Origin of the sequence: Orrella dioscoreae (assembly GCF_900089455.2) — a bacterium.
GTDB lineage: Bacteria > Pseudomonadota > Gammaproteobacteria > Burkholderiales > Burkholderiaceae_B > Orrella > Orrella dioscoreae.
This window is the reverse complement of sequence record NZ_LT907988.1, coordinates 4772082-4790070: the sequence shown is the minus strand read 5'-3', so window position 1 is coordinate 4790070 and position 17989 is coordinate 4772082. Positions and strand designations below refer to the sequence as shown.

The window sequence follows — 17989 nt, the reverse complement described above, 5'->3', positions numbered from 1 at the left end:
TAACCATGTGCCGGCCTGGATCTACCAGGTCAGGCCCAGTCCGGTCGTGATGCGTTTCTCGTTCAGGCTCTGGCGCCCGCCGCTTACCTGGTTGCGCGAGTACGTCAGGAACCACGACACCCAGTCGGTCATGCGGTAGCGCACGCCGGCGGCGGCATCCAGGCTGATGTCGGCCGCGTTGTCCAGCGGACGCATCACTTCGCCCGCGGTGAAGAGCTCCAGGCGCTGGCTGTACAGATAGCGCTTGTAGTCCCAGCGCACGCTGGCGGCGTAGAACTCGTCCGAGGCGCCATCGCGGTAGCGGTAGTTCATGCGCCCCAGCAGGCCGGTCAATGAGAACGCGCCCAGCTCGTTGTCCCAGAACTGGTAGCCCGGGCCGGTGCCCACGCCCGCCTGGCGCGACAGGTCCTCAATCTTGTTGCGGCGGTACAGCCCGCGCCCCTGCCAGAAGAACTTGTCGCTGATGAAGTGGTCGCTGGATGCCGACAGGGCGTACTTGTCGCCGGTGAGCTGGTCGTTGTCCTTCTTGCGCTCGTAGTCGACCGAGCCCTGGTGGCGCCAGCGGCCGTGGCGCAACTCGGTGTCGGCATCGAGCCTGTAGTCCTCGGTCTTGGTGGAGGCCGTCTTGTAATTCAGCCCCATGTTGATGGTGCCTTTCCAGATGGCGTCGTTGATGAAGGGGCGCGGGCGCATGACCTGGTCGAGCTCGGGCAGCGGCCTGGTCTGCCGCGTCTCGCTGGTGGCCACGATCACATGCCCCGGTTCGCCGCGTTGCAGCTTGGCCAGGTATTCATCCTTCAGGGCTTCGTCGCGCACCAGGATCTCTTCGCTGCTCTCCAGCGTCTTGACCTTGTTCCAGTCCAGCGTGATGGTGCCGCCGTAATCGGTCTCCAGGCTCAGCTTGCCGGCGTCCAGCAGGCGGATCTTGCCGGTCAGGCGGTCGCCGTTCTGCAGCCAGACGGTATCGGCCAGCACGAGTCCGGGGCCGGCGCAGGCGGCCGCCAGCGCGGCGGCAAGCAGGCGTGGCTGCCAGCGGGAACGCATCGAACGGGGTGGGAGAAAAGGGCGGGCGGGGGGAGAGGCAGGTGCAATCATGCCCAGCATCTTAGGAGGGCGGGCGCACGATGGGGCGGATTGATTCAACCGCTTACAGCGTTGAAAAGTCAGTATCGTCGCGTAACGCGAGTGGCGACGAGCCCGGCGAGGCCGCCCTGCCCGACGCCCGCGATCAGCCGGCCAGGCGCCGGCGCCGGGAAAAATCGCACAGCTCGGATGCGCGCCGGGCAATGATCTCCTTCCTTTCGTCCAGCGTGTCCTGGTGGAAGACGGCGCTGTAGGTCATGGGCGGAGGCATGGGATGGCTGTAGACGATCTTCAGCAGCCCGGCATCCAGTTCAGGGCGGAAATAGGCCGGGCACAGCTGGCTGATGCCAAAGCCGTCGATGGTCAACTCGCCAAGCACCGCCAGGCTGTTGGTCGAGAAGACCCGATTGAACTGGAATCCATGTTCTTCCAGCCATGGACGGTAGTACCGGCTCTTGCTGGAGTCATGCGACTGCTCCAGGAATGGGTAGAGCGCGAAGTCCCGCGGCCGCATCGGCGTGTCGGGCACCCCCAGGGCCGGACTTGCCATCCACACGTTCTCCACGACTCCGACGCTGATCAGGCGGAACTCGTCGCCCCAATAGTTGCCGGGCACGATGGCCATGTCGAGTTCGTGCTGACGCAACTGTTCGATCAGTTGCAGGCCGGGCGCCACGCGCGGTTCCAGCGTGAGCCCGGGATGTTCGCGGCTCAGTGCGCTGATGAGTGCGCCAAGCCAGGTCAAGGCTGTCAGTTCGGTGACACCGATGCGGACCCGGCCGGCAAGTGGGGAGGACCCGCCCGAGGCCTCCGCCATGCGCTTGCGCAGGCGCAAGGCCTCTTCCGCCATGGGCAGCAGGCGTTCCCCTACCGGTGTGATGCTGATGCCTGCGTTGCTGCGGTGGAGCACGCGCTCGCCGAGTTCGGCTTCCAGGTCGCCGACACGCTTGGAGATGGCGGATTGCGTGGTGTGCAGCGTGGCGGCGGCGGCGCTCAGGCTGCCCAGTTTCGCACTGAGGTAGAAGGCCTCGAGCTGTTTGAAGGTGGGATTCATTGCTGCAGAGTCGGTTGTACGCGGGTGCGTACCGGGCATCCTGCCAATTTGGCATGGCCGGGTATGCCGATTACTCGCTAACCCGACGAGGCTGATCGTATCGATAATCCTGACACTGTTCAACGGATTCAGGATCGGCAATGCGTCTTGCGGAAAGGCTTCAGCGAATCAAACCCTCCCCCAGCTCCATGGCTGGCCAACACGCTCGGCAGTTGCGTGCCCAGGGGCGGGATATCGTCAGCCTGACGTCGGGCGAGCCCGACTTCGATACGCCCGAGCACATCCGCGCAGCGGCCTTCCGCGCGATGAACGCGGGGCAGACGCGCTACACCGACGTGGCGGGCACCGTTGCGTTGCGCGAGGCCATCCAGGCCAAGTTCGCGCGTGAGAACGGGCTGGATTACGGCATCGATGAAATCATCGTCAGTACAGGGGCCAAGCAGATCATCTTCAACGCGATCATGGCCACCGTGGATACCGGTGATGAAGTCATCGTGCCGGCGCCCTACTGGGTCTCGTATCCAGACATCACCCTGCTGGCAAATGGCACGCCGGTGATCGTCGACACGCGGGCGGAGGACGGCTTCCGGCTGCAGCCCGAGGCGCTCGAGCGCGCCATCACGCCGAATACCCGTTGGCTGATCCTGAACGGGCCGAACAATCCCAGCGGCGCCAATTACACGAAGGCGGACCTGCTGGCGCTGGCCGAGGTGCTGCTCAGGCACCCCCAGGTCTGGATACTGACCGACGATATCTATGAGCATCTGCTGTATGACGGTCGTGTCTTCCACACCCTGGCGCAGGTCGCGCCCGCGCTCAGGGCGCGCACCCTGACGCTCAATGGCGTGTCGAAGGCGTATGCCATGACGGGTTGGCGCATCGGCTACGCGGGCGCGCCCGTCGCGCTCATCAAGGCCATGACGAAGCTGCAGTCGCAGAGCACCTCCAATCCCAGCTCCGTCAGCCAGGCCGCGGCGTTGGCCGCGTTGACAGGCCCCCAGGATTTCATCGCGCAAAGCCGCGAACGTTTCCAGGAGCGGCGGGATCGCGTGGTCGAGGCGCTCAATGCCATCGATGGCATCCGCTGCGCCAGTCCGGAAGGCGCCTTCTATGTGTTTCCGGCGTGCGATGCCTTGTATGGCGCCACCTTGCCGGATGGCTCCCGGCTGGAAAACAGCGAGCAATGGGTGCTTCATTTGCTCAATGCCCAGAATCTGGCGGTGCTGCAAGGCTCTGCCTATGGCGTGGACACGCATTTCCGCATTTCATTCGCCGCCAGCGTAGCGGTGTTGGAAGAGGGGTGTCGGCGCATTGCCCAGGCTCGAGCACAGCTGGGTTGATTCAACAAAACCATCTCAATGACAAGGGGAAAAACATGCCAGCCAAGGCAATCTTCAAACGCATTTCCGGCGCAGCGGCCATCGCGGCGATGTTCACGGTGGCAACGCCGTTCGCGCGTGCCGCCGACTTTCCAAGCAAGCCCGTCAGGCTGATCGTGGGATTCGCGCCGGGCGGCTCCAATGACATCATCGCCCGCCTGCTCGCGCCCAAGCTCGAGGCCGAGCTGAAGCAGTCGGTGGTGGTCGAGAACCGTCCTGGCGCGGGCGGCAATATCGCGGCTGACGCCGTCGTCAAGGCCGCCCCGGATGGCCACATGGTGTTCATGTGCACCACCGGCACGCTGTCGATCCAGCCGTTCCTGCCCGTTCGCATGCCTTTCGACGTGAAGGACATCACGCCGGTCACGCAGATTGGCAACACGCCCTATCTCATGCTGGTCAGCAAGCAACTGCCTGTGTCCAACGTGGGTGAATTCCTGCAATACGCCAGGGCCAACCCGGGCAAGGTCAACTTCGCCTCATCGGGTAACGGCACGACGGCGCACCTGGCAGGGGAGATGCTGCGCACGCAGGCGGGCATCGACATCGTCCACGTTCCCTACAAGGGCGCCGGCCAGGCGATGGTCGATCTGACCAGCGGCCTCGTGTCGCTCATGTTCGACCAGGCTGTCAGCTCCGCACCCTATATTTCATCGGGTACCTTGAAAGCGCTGGCGGTGGCCAGCGATCGTCGCCTGCCCGGCCTGCCGGACCTGCCGACCACCGAAGAGTCCGGCCTGCCCGGCTTCAATCCCTCGCCCTGGACCGGCCTGTGCACGGGCCCCGGCGTGCCTGCCGCCGCGGTGAAAACCTTGCAGCAGGCGATGGCGCGTGTGCTGGCGGATCCGGAGATCCGGCAGCGCTTCGAGCGCGACGGCATCGAACCCGTGGGCAGCACCCCGGCGCAGTTCGCTGCATTCCTCGAGGCCGATCGCAAGAAGTGGGGCGATCTCGTCAAGAAGGCCGACATCCAGTTGTAAGCACCAGGCCGCGGGTCGATCACCCGCGGCCGCCACGGAGACCAGTGACGTGATTGCCGATACTTCTTCCATCCAGTGGCCCGCGGGTTACCGCATCCATCCTCGCGCGGCGGGGGCCGACGCCGAGACGCTGGCCGCCTATCGCGCGTTGCCCGTGGCCGCGATTGGCGACGCCATGAGCCGGAACGTGGGCACCCTGGGCTTGCGCCAATACCACGCGGGGCTGGAAACCGTGTTGTGTGGGAACGCTTTTACCGTCCGCGTGCGGCCGGGCGACAACCTGATGATCCACAAGGCGCTCGAGATGGCGCGCCCGGGAGACGTGCTGGTGATCGACGGGGGCGGCGATCTCACGCAGGCGCTGGTGGGCGGCCTGATGCGCACCACCTGCATCGCCCGGGGCCTGGCGGGCCTGGTCATCGATGGCGCCATCCGTGACCGGGTGGAGTGGGCCGAGCCGGGGATGCCCATCTTTGCCAAGGGCCACACGCACCGTGGACCCAGCAAGGACGGGCCTGGAGAAATCAATGTCGCCATCGCCTGCGCGGGACTGGCCGTCTCGCCCGGTGACGTGATCGTGGGCGACGCGGATGGCGTCATCGCGGTGCCGGCCGCCCAGGCACAGGATGTGTTGCGCCGCACCCGGCTGCACCTGGAAAAGGAAGCGCAGATCCGCGCGGGCAATCGGGCGGGTACGACGGACCCGGAACGATTCGACGCGATATTGCGCGCCAAAGGCCTGCCTGTATAAGGCAGGCGTTGCGTGACGGGCGCTCCCTGGCGCCGCCGACGCGGGTCTGGCGCGGGTCTTGCGGTAAGCGCGTGGAGAGCGGCCTTTCAGCCGGCGTGCGCGTGCGCAGGCCCGATGAAGCTGCCACCGCCTTCGAAATTGCAGACTTCCTGCGCCATCTCGATCACTTTCGCCACCAGGGGGCTCATGACGGTCTTCTTGTAGACGGCGTAGTAATGCACCCGCGGCAGGTCGGGGGCGACATTCAGCTGCACCAGGTCGCCCCGGCTCGTGAGCGGCGCGAAATACGAGGGCGGCAGGTAGCTGATGCCCAGCCCCAGCATGGTCAGTTGCGCCACCAGCCCCAGGCTGTTGCAGGTCAGCACGCGCTTCACGCCCATGCCCTGCTCGGCAAACCAGGCGTCGTACAGGTGCGTCAGGGCCGAGTTGGTGGGCTGGGTAATGACGGGGTGCTGCACCAGGTCGAAGGGCGACAGCACCTGGCTGGTGTCGATGCCCAGGCGCGGGCTGGCCATCCAGACGTTGCGGATGGAGGCCAGCGGCACGCAGTCGTATTCATAGCTCCAGAACGGGCCGGGCATCAGCGCCACGTCCAGCGAGTCTTCGGCCAGGCGCTTGTAGAGCGTCATGCCGCCGTCGATCTCGGGCAGCAGTTGCAGGCGTGGATAGCGGCGGGTGCTCTGGTCGATGAGGGTGGCCAGCCACGTGAGTCCGATGAGCTCGGTGGCGCCCAGCCTGACGGTGCCCGCCAGCGTGTGGGCGTCGCCCATGCGCAGCGCGATGCGGGTGTTGAGCTCCAGCATCTCGCCCGCCAGGTCGAAGAGCTTGCGGCCCTGGGCGGTCAGCGTCAGCGCGCGGGTCTGGCGGTTGAGCAGCGGGCCGCCGGCGAAGGACTCCAGCTCGGCCACGCGCTTGGCGATGGCCGACTGGGTGGTGTGCAGCTTCTGCGACGAGGCGCTGAAGCTGCCCAGCACGGCGCTCCAATAGAACGCTTCCATCTGCTTGAGCGTGTACATCGCGGACGTGGGGGCGGGCGGTTGGAAAGCGCCAACCTTACCACCAACGTCCGCGCGCCCGGCCGCGCGGCGCATGGGGCCTATCCGCGGGGGGACAGGATGTCCTGCAGGAAGCGCTGCGCGCGCGGATGCTCGGGCGCCGTGAAGAAGCGCTCGGGCGTATTGCTTTCGATGATGGCGCCGCCGTCCATGAACACCACGCGGTCCGACACGTCGCGCGCGAAGCCCATTTCGTGGGTCACGCAGACCATGGTCATGCCGTCCTTGGCCAGCGATTTCATGACCTGAAGCACTTCGCCCACCATTTCCGGGTCCAGCGCGCTGGTCGGCTCGTCGAACAGCATGACGGGCGGTTGCAGGGCGAGCGCGCGCGCGATGGCCACGCGTTGCTGCTGGCCGCCGGACAGGTTGCCCGGATAGGCGTCGACCTTGTGCGCCAGGCCCACGCGCTCGAGCAGCGCGTGCGCGGTGGCGGTGGCTTCCTTGCGCGACTTCTTCTGGATGCTGACCGGCGCGAACAGCACGTTGTCCAGCACGGTCATGTGCGGGAACAGGTTGAACTGCTGGAACACGAAGCCGATGCCTTCGCGCAGCTTGTTGATGTTCAGGCCTTTCTGGTAGACGTCCTGGCCGTTCACATGGATGCTGCCGCCCTGGATCGGCTCCAGGCGGTTGATGGTGCGGATGAGCGTGGACTTGCCGGAGCCGGACGGGCCGCAGACGACCACGACTTCACCGCGCGCGACCTCGAAATCCACGTCCTTCAGGACATGGTTCTCGCCGTACCACTTGTTGATTTTCTCGAGCTTGATCATGACGGGTTCTCTATCTAGGCCATGGCGCGCGCGCGGCGCACCCGGACATCCAATGCATACAGGCCGCGGCTGAGCGTGAAGCAGACCAGGAAGTACATGATGGCCAGCACGCCGAAGACCTGCAGCGGCTGGGTGAGCACCATGTTGTTGACCTGGTTGGCCGCGAAGGTGAGCTCGTTGACGCTGATGACATAGCCCAGCGACGTTTCCTTGACGGTGGAGACGAACTGGCTGGTCATGCTGGGCAGCACGTTGAAGAGCGCCTGCGGCAGGATGACCTTGCGTAGCGTCGTCCAGTAGCCCACGCCCAGCGAGCGCGAGGCTTCGATCTGGCCTCTCGGGATGGCTTCGATGCCCGAGCGGATCACTTCCGACAGGTAGGCGCTTTCATAGATGACCAGCGCCGCCACCAGGGTGGTGAAGCCGCTGACTGCCTCGCCCGTGAGCTTGGGCACGGCGAAGTAGGCCCAGAAGATCAGCATCAGCAGCGGCATGCCGCGCACCGTGTGGACCAGGCCCGCGCTGAGCACGCGCAGGATGCGGAAGGGGCAGGTGCGCGCGATGGCGATCAGCAGCGCCAGCGGCAGCGACAGCAGCAGGCCGCAGATGGCCAGCAGCAGCGTCATGGCCAGGCCGCCCAGCGGGCCGTTGGGATACTGGCCCACCAGCAGCATGGGCCAGTATTGCGAGACGATATCAAGCACGGTCGGTCCTCCTGCCCAGGTTGTAGCGGGCATAGACGCGCGAGCCGATGAACATGATGAGGAAGGAGCCGAGCAGGTACATGATGGTGGCCGCGCCGAAGGTGGCGAAGGTGCGGTAGGTCTCGTTCTCGATCTCGCGGGCCTGGTAGGTCAGCTCGACGACACCGATGGCCATGGCCACGCTGGTGTTCTTGAAAAGCAGCAGCGCGCGGCTGACCAGCGGCGGGATCGAGATGCGCAGGGCCTGCGGCACGATGACGTGGCGCATGCATTGCAGATAGCTGGCGCCCAGCGCGCGGGTGGCCTCGAATTGCGTGAACGGGATGGCGCGCAGGCCGCTGCGGATGTCTTCGGCGATGTAGGCGGCCGAGCCCAGCGACAGCGCGATGGCCGCCAGCGACAGTTCGGCGTTGTGCTGGTAGAGCCAGCTGCGGAAGCTCTCGGGCAGCAGTTCAGGCATGCCGAAGTACCAGAACAGCACTTGCACCAGGAGCGGCACGTTGCGGTGGTATTCGACGTAGGCGTCGACGAACCAGCGGGCCGCCGCGACATTGGTCGAGCGCACCACGACCAGCGTGACGGCAATCGCGAACGCCATGACCCACGACACGGCAAACAATTGCACCGTCGTGAGCATGCCGTCCCAGAGCTGCAGGAGTTGGGCGGAAGTCAGGAACATGATGGAACAGAGGCAGCGGTCGCGCCGCGATCAGGCGGCGCGACCGGGTGGGACGGGATCAGCCCTGGCTTAGCCGCCGATGGGGCCGAACTTGAACGAACGCTCCAGCTTGTAGGGCGATTCCGGGCCGAACCACTTGTCGAAGAGCTTGGTCGCTTCGCCCGACTGCTCGGCGTCTTCCAGGATCTTGTTCACGGCGTTCAGGAACGTGGGCTCGCTCTTGCGCACGCCCAGGCCCCAGTCCTCGTCGAACACCGCCTTGTCCAGCACCTTCACGGGCGAGGTGGGGGGGCTTTGCAGCACCAGGCGGGCCAGCACGAGTTCCGAGGCGAACTGGGCTTCGGTCTTCTTCTGCTGCAGCGCCAGGTAGGCGGCCGAGCTGTCGGTGTAGCCGATCACCCGCGATTCCGGCAGGCGGGCCTTGATCTCGCGCTCCGAGCTGGAACCCTTGGTCGCGCCGATGCGCTTGCCCTTCAGGCCTTCGACGTCGGTGATCTTAGAGTCGGCGCGCACCAGCAGCTTCTGCGGGCTGGTGTAGTAGCGGTGCGAGTAGGCGATCTGCTCGGCGCGCTCGGGCGAGTAGCCCAGGTTGGCGGCCAGGATGTCGACGCGGCTTTCGTTCAGTTCCGGCACGCGGGCCGCAACCGACAGCAGCTTGTACTCGACCTTCACGCCCAGCTTGTCGGCGACCAGCTTGCAGATGTCGACGTCATAGCCGATCAGCTGGCGCGTGGCGTTGTCCTGGAAGCTGAAAGGTTGCGAGGTGCCCAGCGTGCCGCAAAGCAGCGTGCCGCGCTGCTTCACGTCGGCCAGCTGGTCGGCGTGGGCGGCGGCGCTGCCCAGGAGGGCAGCGCCCGCCAGGACGGTGGCGGTCAGGAACTTCGAAGTCATGGTGTTTCCCCTTGATATGGGCAGCCATCGGCCGCCGGTTGATTGTGGATCAGCTCAGGCGGGCGCACGCGGCGCGTATACCTTCGCATCCTTTCTCGATGTCGTCCAGGGAGGCCGCGAACGACAGGCGGAACGTGCCCGGGGCGCCATAGGCATGCCCGTCGATGACGGCCACGCCGGCTTCGCGCAGCAGGTAATGGGTGACGTCGGTGTCGTTTTCCAGCACCTTGCCGTCCGGCGTGGTCTTGCCCAGCAGGCCGTTGCAGTCCGGGAAGACGTAGAACGCGCCATCGGGCACCACCACCTTCAGGCCGGGCACTTGCGACAGGCGCTCGACGGCGGCGTCGCGGCGCTGGCGGAAGATCCCGGCGAATTCGCGCACGCAGTCCTGCGGGCCCGACAGGGCTTCCACGGCGGCTGCCTGGCTGATCGAGCAGGCGCCCGAGGTGCTTTGCGACTGCAGCACGGCCATGGCCTTGATGAGGTCGGCGGGACCGGCGCCGTAGCCGATCCGCCAGCCGGTCATGGCATAGGCCTTCGACACGCCGTTGATGATGAGCGTGCGCGCGGCCAGTTCGGGCGCCACCTGCACCGGGTGCACGGTGGGCTCGCCGGTGAAGTTCAGGCGCGCATAGATGTCATCGGTCATCAGCCAGACTTGCGGATGGCGCTTGAGCACCTCGGCCAGGCCTTCCAGGTCTTCGCGCGTGTAGAGCGCGCCCGTGGGGTTGCTGGGCGAGTTCATCATCAGCCACTTGGTGCGCGGCGTGATGGCGGCTTCCAGCGCCTCGGGGGTGAGCTTGTACTGCTGCTCGGGCGTGGTGGCCACCGCGACGGGCACGCCGCCGTTGACCACGACCATGTCGGGGTAGGACACCCAGAACGGCGCGGGGATGATGACCTCGTCGCCGTCGTTGAGCGTGGCGCCCAGGGCGTTGAAGATCACCTGCTTGGCGCCGGTGCTGACGATGATCTGGGCGATCGGGTAGTCCTGCCCGACGTCTTCCTTGATGCGGGCCTGCGCGGCACGGCGCAGCGCCGTGGTGCCCTGGGACGTCGGGTACTTGGTCTGGCCGGCGTCCATCGCGCGCTTGGCGGCGTCGATGATGTGTGCCGGGGTCGAGAAGTCCGGTTCGCCGATGGTCAGGTCGATGATCTCGCGGCCTTGCTCACGCAGGTCGGCGATGATGGCGCGGGCGGCGACGCTGGGCGAGAGCTTGATGCGGCGGATGCGGTCCGAGACGATGCTGGCGGTGCTCATCACTTGCCTCCCTGCAGCGCGGCCAGGGCGCTGTCCATCCACGGCTTGGCATAGGTGCCGGCGCGGATCTTCTCCTTGATGGAGGCCTCGTTGGCTTCCTTCTTCAGGGCCAGGACCAGCACGGCCTCGGCCACGTCGGCCGGAATCACGACCACGCCGTCGGCGTCGCCGACGACCACGTCGCCGGGGTTGACCACCTGGCCGCCGACGCTCACGGGCACGTTGATTTCACCAGGGCCGCTCTTGTACGGGCCCTTGTGCGAGACGCCGCGTGCGAAGCAGGGGAACGCCTCGCGGGCGAAGACATCGGCATCGCGGATGGCGCCGTCGATGACGAAGCCGGCCACGCCGCGGCCTTGGGCATCCATGGCCATCAGTTCGCCGACCAGCGCTTGGGTCAGCTCACCGGCGCCGTCGACCACGATCACGTCGCCGGGCTGGGCGAGCGAGATGGCCTTGTGGATCAGCAGGTTGTCGCCCGGACGGGTCTTGACCGTGATCGCGACGCCGGCCATGCGGGCGGCCGTCGGCGCGTGGCGGGGCGACAGGCCCACCACGCCATACAGGCGATTCATGCAGTCGCTGATCTGGGCGGAGCCCACTTCGGCAAACTGGTTGGGAAGGGTCGCGGGGAAAGGCGAGGCGGGTCGAGCGAGGATGCGTAGACCGACGGGGGACATGATGGGCGCGGCTTGTTGAGTGGACGATGGACGTATTAAAAGTCCGCGTCTTTCACGCGCAAAACGATATAAATTCGCCAGGGATCACGAATTTTTTTCTTGTTGCGGCGTTTTCCCAGGGAAAACCTCGCTACGCCGACCGCCTGTCGCGCCCAGGTCTCAGGGAAATCCCTAGTCTTTTCAGAGGGGCCGGAGACCGCTGTGCGTGCCGGAACCGCCTCAGCGATCCAGGCCGATCATCCCGGCGACGCCCAGCAAGCCAAGCAGGAAAAAGCCCAGCCCCACCTGCACCCGGGCGATCCGGGCACGGCCCGCCTGACGGGTCACTGCCACCGCCAGGCCCACCTGGCGCATGTCGGCCAGCACCTGGGCCAGCCCCTGGCGTGCCAGCGTGTTGGCGTCGGGCGGCGCGTTGTTGACGGGTTTTTCCCAGTGGCGGCTCGTGGCCAGCAGATCTGCCGCCGCGTCGGTCTGCTGCAGCGCCAGCGCGCGCGCCTCGGCCTGCACGGAGGACTCCAGCTGGGCGTCCTGGACTGCCGCCTCTTCCAGCGCGTTATCCAGGCGGGCTGCCACGGGGGCCAGCAGGTCGCAGTCCCGTCCCAGCAGGCTGTCGCGGCGCAGCCGCACCGCGTCGGCAATGGCCAGCAAATGGCGGGCGCCTTCGTGCGTTTCTTCGCGCAGGGCGAAATGCTCGTGCACCAGCGCTTCGAGCTCGGCGTTCTGCAGCAGCAGCGTGGCCTGCTGGTCGTGCAGCGCCTGGGTGCCGCGGGCGATGTCGTCCGTGCGCAGCCGGATGGCTTGCTGCTGGCGCGCCAGCAGGCTTTCCTTGGCCTGGAGCTCGCGGGATTGGGCAACGCCCTGGGAGGTCAATTGCGCAATGTCCTCGCTGACCGCTGCGGTGACATCCGTGTCGAGGGATAAGGCTTGTGTCTCTGAGGTGATCTTGTTCTGCGGCATGTCGGCTTGGATAACGGGCGGTCAGACATTGTTTGAAGCCTATCCGATACCCCAAGCCGCAGGCTTTTCAGATGTTTCGGCAGATGCGCCCCAGCTGTTTCAAGACGTAGTGCACACCGTGTCGGCGCATGCATTGCACCGCCATGCCGTCTCATTGCGGGTCTGCAAGACAAAGGTCATGAACCCGGCAGAAAAGTAACTTAGTATTGCGGAAACACTAAAAAACAAGACGATGGTCTACCTGCAGCCTTTCGCTTGGGCCGCGCACAGGGGCACGACATGCACACGCCGCCGAAGTGGAAGGTTCGTTTCTATCTCCTGCCCACCCTCCTGCTGGCAGCGTTCGTCATCCTGCTCGCGCTGATCACCCTGAGCATCCTCGCGTCGAAGTTCGACACGATGGCGCGCGACAGCGCCCAGACCCTGTTCTCGCAGGTGGCGCAGCGCAATGCCGATCCCCTGCAGGCGACGCTGGAGACGGTGCGACGCACCGTCGCGCAGCAGGCCCGCCGCAACGCCCGACAGCTCTTGCTGCATGACAGGCTGGACCGCGCCTCGCTCGTCCCCATGCTGATTGCCACGCTGCGCGCCACGCCGCAGGCCTACAGCTTCTTCTATGGCATGGAGAACGACGAGTTCCTGCAGGTGATCGGCGTGCGCGCCGATCCGGCCGTGATCGCCGTGCTGCAGGCGCCGTCGGGCACCGCCTTCGCCATCCGCCACATCACGCCGGATACGCCGGACTTCCGGCGCCGGGAAACCTGGACCTTCGTCGATGAGGACGAGGCCGTGCTGGCGGAGTATGAGCAGCGCGCCGCCTACGTGCCGCGAACGCGCCAGTGGTATACGACCGCGCGTGTGCGGCCTGGCCTGCAGGTCAGCGAGCCCTATGTCTACGACTCCCTGCGGGATCTTGGCCTGACCCTGTCCCAGGCGCTGGAGGGCGGGGCGGGTGTCTTCGGGGCGGACGTGGCCCTGCGCGGCCTGGAAGGATTCGCCGCGGCGTCGTTGCGGGGCCTGGACGGCGGGCTCATCGTCACCGGCCCGGACGGTCAGGTGCTGGCCGCGCATGCCGAGCAGCGCTTCGTGGGCCAGCTCGTGCCGACCCTGGCGTCCGTCGATGGACTGGGCAATCCCTATTTTGCGGCGGCAGGCCCTTTGCTGAGCGAGGCCGACGGCAGCCGCATCGTCAAGGTCCAGGGCGAGCACTTTGCCTATGCCAATCGCGCGGTGCCGATCACGCCTGCCGATGCGCTGCACGTCGTGGCCTTCTCGCCGATGAGCCTGTATTCGGGCCAGATCCGGCAGGCGCGCGATGACATCATGGTCTTCGCCGCCATCACGCTGCTCATCTGCATGCCGCTGGTCTTCCTGATGGCCCGCCGCATCGCCGGCACGCTGGATACGCTGACGCGGGAGTCCAAGCGCATCCAGCGCATGGACTTCAGTGGCGACGAGCCGGTGCGCTCGGTCTTCTATGAGATCGACCTGCTGGGCAGCGCGCATCACACGATGAAGACCGCCATACGGGAACGCAGCAAGGCGCTGGACGAAGCCATGGGCCGGCTGGCACGCCTGGTGGAAAATGGCGTGCAGCTGTCCGCGCGGCGCACGCATGATGAAGTGTTGCGCCAAACAGCAGAGAGCGCGCGGCAATTGGTGGGCGCGCAGGCCGCGCAGTTCTGGCTGGCCGACGTCGCGGGCAGCCTGACGCTGGCGGCCGTGGCCGGCATGGCCGAAGCACCGGACACGCGCGTGGCCGTGCCGCATGCAGGACTGGCCATGCCGCGCGGCTGGCAACCGGGTGTCGTGGCGGACCCTTGCGCCTGGGTGGCCGTCAGCCACGAACCCCTGCTGCTGATCGGCAGCGAAGAGGGCTTCGACCTGTCCGCGCAGCAGCGGCTTCTGGGCGAGTTGCCGCGCGGTTTCATGGCCGTGCCGGTGCTGGCGCGCGGCAACAAGTTGCTGGGCGTGCTGGCGTTGGCCAATGCGCGGGATGCCGCGGGCGAGGCCGCCCGCGGTTTCGCGCCCAGCGGCCTGCGCTACGTGCAGACGCTGGTGTCGCAGTCCGGCATTGCGCTGGAGAACCTGGACCTGCTGCGCCAGCAGCGCGAACTGATGGAGTCACTGATCCGCCTGATCGCAGGCGCCATCGATACCAAGAGCGCACACACCGGCGCGCATTGCGCGCGCGTGCCGGAACTGGCGCGGATGCTGGCGCAAGAGGCTTGTCACGTGCAGGAGGGGCCTTTGGCCAGCTTCAGTTTCCAGACCGAGGACGAGTGGACCGAGTTCCGGATCGGTACCTGGCTGCACGACTGCGGCAAGGTGACCACGCCGGAGCACGTGGTGGACAAGGCCACCAAGCTGGAGACGCTCAACAATCGCATCCACGAAATCCGGACGCGTTTCGAGGTGCTGTTGCGCGATGCGCGCATCGCGCAACTGGAAGGCGTTCAGCAGGGGGGCGATCCGGCGGCCCTGCAGGCGGCCTACGAGGCCCGGCGTGCGCAGCTCATGGCGGACTTCGCGCTGGTGGCCGAGTGCAATATCGGCAGCGAGTCCATGCCCGTGGAACAGGTCGCGCGCTTGAAGGAAATCGGCGCACAGACCTGGATGCGGCACTTCGATGACCGCCTGGGCCTGTCGCACGACGAGGAACGCCGCCTGGAAGGCGTGCCGGCGCCGGCGCTGCCGACCCGGGAGACGCTGCTGCAGGACAAGCCCAACCACATCATCCCGCGTACCGCAGCCCAGCGCTATGACCCGCGCTATGGCTTCAAGATGGACGTGCCGGATCACCTGTACAACTTCGGCGAACTCTATAACCTGAGCATCGAGCGGGGCACGCTGACGGCGGAGGAGCGCTACAAGATCAACGAGCACATCGTGCAGACCATCGTGATGCTGGACCAGTTGCCGTTCCCGCCGAACCTCAGCCGGGTGGGCGAATACGCCGGCACGCACCACGAGACGCTGATGGGCACCGGCTATCCGCGCCGGCTGGACGAACGGCAATTGTCCGTGCCCGCGCGCATCATGGCGATTGCCGACATCTTCGAAGCCCTGACCGCCTCGGACCGGCCCTACAAGAAGGCCAGGCGCCTGTCCGAGGCCGTGCGCATCCTGGCGTCGTTCAAGCGCAGGCGCCACATCGACGGCGACCTGTTCGATCTCTTCCTGACCTCCGGGGTCTACCGCCGTTATGCCGAGCGCTACCTGGCGCCCTCGCAGATCGACGACGTGGATATCCGGGACTACGTGGGCGCCTGAACGGCGCCCACGCGGGCAGGGTTCATGCCGGGATGGCGGACACCACGCCGCGGCCGGCGAAATGGCCCAGCGTGTTGTCCAGGAAACGCTGCACCGAGTTGTTGACGGCTTCGGGCGACCAGCCTCCCACGTGCGGCGTGAGCACCAGCGTGTCGAAGCCCAGCAGCGTTTCCGGCGCGTCGGGCTCGCTCTCGTAGACGTCCAGGCCCGCGCCGGCGATGCGGCGCTCGCGCAGCGCGCTGGCCAGGGCCTCGGTGTCGATGACGCTGCCGCGCGCCACGTTGATCACATAACCTTGCGGGCCCAGGGCATCCAGCACCTGGGCGTTCACCATGTGATGCGTGGCGGGGCCGCCGGGCGCGGCCAGCACCAGGATGTCGCTCCATTGCGCCAGCGACAGGATGTCGGAGAAGTAGGGATACGCGGCGTCGTCGCGTGCGCGGCGGCTGTGGTAGCCCACTTCCATGTCGAAGGCCGTGGCGCGGCGCGCGATCTGGCGGCCGATGGCGCCCAGGCCCAGGATGCCCAGGCGCTTGCCCGTGAGGCCGGGCGGCATGTCGACGGTGGCGCGCCAGCCGCCCTCGCGCGTGTGACGGTCCAGGGGCAGCACCTTGCGCACCGTGGCCAGCAACAGCGCGAAGGCGTGGTCGGCGACGCAGGCGTCATTGGTGCCGGCCCCGTTGGCCAGCACGATGCCGCGCTGGCGGGCGTGCGCGACATCGATGTTCTCGTAGCCCACGCCCAGCGCGCAGACGACCTCCAGGTTCGGCATGGCGTCGATCTGCGCGGCGGTCAGGCCCATCAGGCCGGTCGTCAGCACCGCGCGGATGCGCGGGCCGGACTCCGCCAGCGTGCGGGCGATGTCCTCGGCCGAGGTGGCATACAGGACGTCGAAATGTTCGGCGATGCGGGCGCGATGCGCCTCGGACACGAGCGTGCGGATGAAGAGAATGGGTTTCATGGGAGGGCAGCAGGCTGAGGCGGAAAGGAAATGTGCTGCCGGGCACTGTATCAGCTGGCGCGCTTGCCGCGCGATGGCTGCTGCAGGAAAGCCTGTTCGAATGACGCCTCGGGCGGCCAGCCGAATTCGTGTCTAATGCCGGTACATCCGCTTTCCGTCTTTCCCGCCGGCCTGCCGCGCGTGCCGGTCCGTTCCCGTTCCCATGCCAGATTCCCAGATTCCCGTCGCCATCGTCGGCGGCGGCCCCGCCGGCCTCATGGCGGCCGATGTCCTGTCCGCAGCCGGCGTGCCCGTGCAGCTCTTCGACGCGATGCCTTCGGTGGGCCGCAAGTTCCTGCTGGCCGGGCGTGGCGGATTGAACCTGACGCACAGCGAGCCCGAGCCAGCTTTCCTGTCGCGCTATGGCGCGGCGCAGCAGGCCCTGTCGCCCGCGCTTGCCGCGTTTGGCGCGCGCGACGTCCAGGCATGGGCGGCGGGCTTGGGCATCGACACTTTCGTGGGCTCCTCGGGCCGCGTCTTTCCGGAGGGCATGAAGGCCGCGCCCTTGCTGCGCGCCTGGCTGCACCGCCTGCGCGTGCAAGGCGTGCGTTTCCACATGCGGCACCGCTGGACTGGCTGGAACGGCGACGGCGTCTTGGTGTTCCGCCACGGCGCCGACACCGTGCCGGTGGCGGCGCAGGCCGTGGTGCTGGCCCTGGGCGGCGCAAGCTGGTCACGGCTGGGCTCCGATGGCGCGTGGGCGCCCTGGCTGGTTGAACGCGGCGTGTCCGTGGCGCCGCTGGTGCCGGCCAATTGCGGCTTCGAGACGCCCTGGAGCGAACACTTCATCTCGCGCTACGCAGGCGAACCGCTGAAGTCAGTGGCCTTCGCCGTGGGCGGGGAGCCCGCGGACGCGCCGCTGGCGTGGCGCGTGGGCGAGGCGCTCGTCACGGCGCAGGGAATCGAAGGCGGTGCGGTCTATGCCCTGTCGGCGCCGCTGCGCGACGAGATCGCGGCGCGCGGCGACGCCACGCTTTACCTGGACCTGCTGCCTGGCCGCGATGCCGCCTGGGTGCAGGACCAGGCCGCGCACGGTCGCGGCGCGCGCTCCTGGTCCAGCCACCTGCGCACGCGCCTGAACCTGCATGGGGTCAAGGCGGGCCTGTTGCGCGAATGCCTGGGCGCCGAGGGCTATGCCGATCCGGCCACGCTGGCCGCCGCCGCCAAGCGCCTGCCGCTGCGTCTCGTGGCCTGCCGGCCGTTGGACGAAGCCATCAGCACCGCGGGCGGCGTCCGCTTCGCGGACATGGACGAGGCCGGCATGTTGCGGGCCTTGCCTGGCGTTTTCTGCGCGGGCGAGATGACGGATTGGGAGGCGCCCACGGGAGGCTACCTGCTCACTGCCTGCCTTGCGCAGGGCGTGGCGGCGGGGCGTGGCGCGGCCGCCTGGTTGCGCGGCGGGGACTGACGGCGCAAGCCCCAGGGCCCGCTTGGCACTGCGATCCGGTCCTCCGGGCAGGCGTCGG

The 17989-nt window shown here is 67.1% G+C and carries 17 protein-coding genes; 6 read left to right on the top strand and 11 right to left on the bottom strand.

Annotated elements, in window-relative coordinates:
* Positions 1–21: 21 nt before the first annotated feature.
* Together ODI_RS21925 and ODI_RS21920 are read right to left on the bottom strand one after the other, a co-directional pair.
* The gene (locus ODI_RS21925) at positions 22–1044 is read right to left on the bottom strand and encodes a DUF481 domain-containing protein (protein WP_067757896.1); all 1023 of its coding nucleotides are present in this window, start codon (positions 1042–1044) and stop codon (positions 22–24) included.
* Between the two features lie 184 nt (positions 1045–1228).
* Positions 1229–2137: a LysR family transcriptional regulator gene (locus tag ODI_RS21920; RefSeq protein WP_067757767.1), complete on the bottom strand. Its 909-nt coding sequence runs from the start codon at positions 2135–2137 to the stop codon at positions 1229–1231.
* A gap of 140 nt (positions 2138–2277) precedes the next feature.
* Here ODI_RS21920 and ODI_RS21915 point away from each other — a divergent pair, with 140 nt between their 5' ends.
* The 3 genes from ODI_RS21915 to ODI_RS21905 are packed head-to-tail and all read left to right on the top strand — an operon-like array spanning position 2278 to position 5247.
* Positions 2278–3477 (top strand): pyridoxal phosphate-dependent aminotransferase, encoded by a 1200-nt coding sequence (locus ODI_RS21915; RefSeq protein WP_067757765.1) that lies wholly within the window; start codon positions 2278–2280, stop codon positions 3475–3477.
* Positions 3478–3512: 35 nt separating this feature from the next.
* On the top strand, positions 3513–4496 hold the full coding sequence (locus tag ODI_RS21910) for a Bug family tripartite tricarboxylate transporter substrate binding protein (RefSeq protein WP_067757763.1): 984 nt from the start codon (positions 3513–3515) through the stop codon (positions 4494–4496).
* Positions 4497–4545: 49 nt separating this feature from the next.
* Positions 4546–5247, top strand: coding sequence for an RraA family protein (locus ODI_RS21905; RefSeq protein ID WP_197707126.1), 702 nt, complete (start codon positions 4546–4548; stop codon positions 5245–5247).
* An 86-nt stretch (positions 5248–5333) separates the two neighbouring features.
* Here the strand turns inward: ODI_RS21905 and ODI_RS21900 are convergent, their stop codons facing one another.
* From ODI_RS21900 to ODI_RS21865, 8 genes are all read right to left on the bottom strand, one after another.
* On the bottom strand, positions 5334–6263 hold the full coding sequence (locus ODI_RS21900; protein ID WP_067757761.1) for a LysR family transcriptional regulator: 930 nt from the start codon (positions 6261–6263) through the stop codon (positions 5334–5336).
* An 80-nt stretch (positions 6264–6343) separates the two neighbouring features.
* The gene (locus ODI_RS21895; RefSeq protein ID WP_067757758.1) at positions 6344–7078 is read right to left on the bottom strand and encodes an amino acid ABC transporter ATP-binding protein; all 735 of its coding nucleotides are present in this window, start codon (positions 7076–7078) and stop codon (positions 6344–6346) included.
* Between the two features lie 14 nt (positions 7079–7092).
* On the bottom strand, positions 7093–7782 hold the full coding sequence (locus ODI_RS21890; protein WP_067757755.1) for an amino acid ABC transporter permease: 690 nt from the start codon (positions 7780–7782) through the stop codon (positions 7093–7095).
* The gene (locus ODI_RS21885) at positions 7775–8461 is read right to left on the bottom strand and encodes an amino acid ABC transporter permease (protein WP_067757752.1); all 687 of its coding nucleotides are present in this window, start codon (positions 8459–8461) and stop codon (positions 7775–7777) included. The genes ODI_RS21890 and ODI_RS21885 overlap by 8 nt, the downstream gene beginning before the upstream one ends.
* A 69-nt stretch (positions 8462–8530) precedes the next feature.
* Positions 8531–9352 carry an ABC transporter substrate-binding protein gene (locus ODI_RS21880; protein WP_067757749.1) on the bottom strand — a complete coding sequence of 274 codons (822 nt, stop codon included), beginning with the start codon at positions 9350–9352 and terminating at the stop codon, positions 8531–8533.
* A gap of 49 nt (positions 9353–9401) precedes the next feature.
* Positions 9402–10613, bottom strand: coding sequence for an aminotransferase class I/II-fold pyridoxal phosphate-dependent enzyme (locus ODI_RS21875; RefSeq protein ID WP_067757746.1), 1212 nt, complete (start codon positions 10611–10613; stop codon positions 9402–9404).
* Positions 10613–11293 carry an RraA family protein gene (locus tag ODI_RS21870; protein WP_067757743.1) on the bottom strand — a complete coding sequence of 227 codons (681 nt, stop codon included), beginning with the start codon at positions 11291–11293 and terminating at the stop codon, positions 10613–10615. The genes ODI_RS21875 and ODI_RS21870 overlap by 1 nt, the downstream gene beginning before the upstream one ends.
* 219 nt (positions 11294–11512) lie before the next feature.
* On the bottom strand, positions 11513–12163 hold the full coding sequence (locus tag ODI_RS21865) for a hypothetical protein (RefSeq protein ID WP_157929805.1): 651 nt from the start codon (positions 12161–12163) through the stop codon (positions 11513–11515).
* A 7-nt stretch (positions 12164–12170) separates the two neighbouring features.
* On the opposite strand from ODI_RS21865, the gene ODI_RS22395 reads away from it, so the two are divergent.
* Positions 12171–12449, top strand: coding sequence for a YvdQ family spore coat protein (locus tag ODI_RS22395; RefSeq protein WP_157929804.1), 279 nt, complete (start codon positions 12171–12173; stop codon positions 12447–12449).
* Between the two features lie 80 nt (positions 12450–12529).
* Positions 12530–15523 (top strand): HD domain-containing phosphohydrolase, encoded by a 2994-nt coding sequence (locus ODI_RS21860; protein WP_067757737.1) that lies wholly within the window; start codon positions 12530–12532, stop codon positions 15521–15523.
* A gap of 22 nt (positions 15524–15545) precedes the next feature.
* Here ODI_RS21860 and ODI_RS21855 read toward each other — a convergent pair whose 3' ends face one another.
* The gene (locus tag ODI_RS21855) at positions 15546–16484 is read right to left on the bottom strand and encodes a 2-hydroxyacid dehydrogenase (RefSeq protein WP_067757734.1); all 939 of its coding nucleotides are present in this window, start codon (positions 16482–16484) and stop codon (positions 15546–15548) included.
* A 202-nt stretch (positions 16485–16686) separates the two neighbouring features.
* Here ODI_RS21855 and ODI_RS21850 point away from each other — a divergent pair, with 202 nt between their 5' ends.
* Positions 16687–17931, top strand: coding sequence for a TIGR03862 family flavoprotein (locus ODI_RS21850; RefSeq protein ID WP_067757731.1), 1245 nt, complete (start codon positions 16687–16689; stop codon positions 17929–17931).
* The last annotated feature ends 58 nt before the right edge of the window (positions 17932–17989 follow it).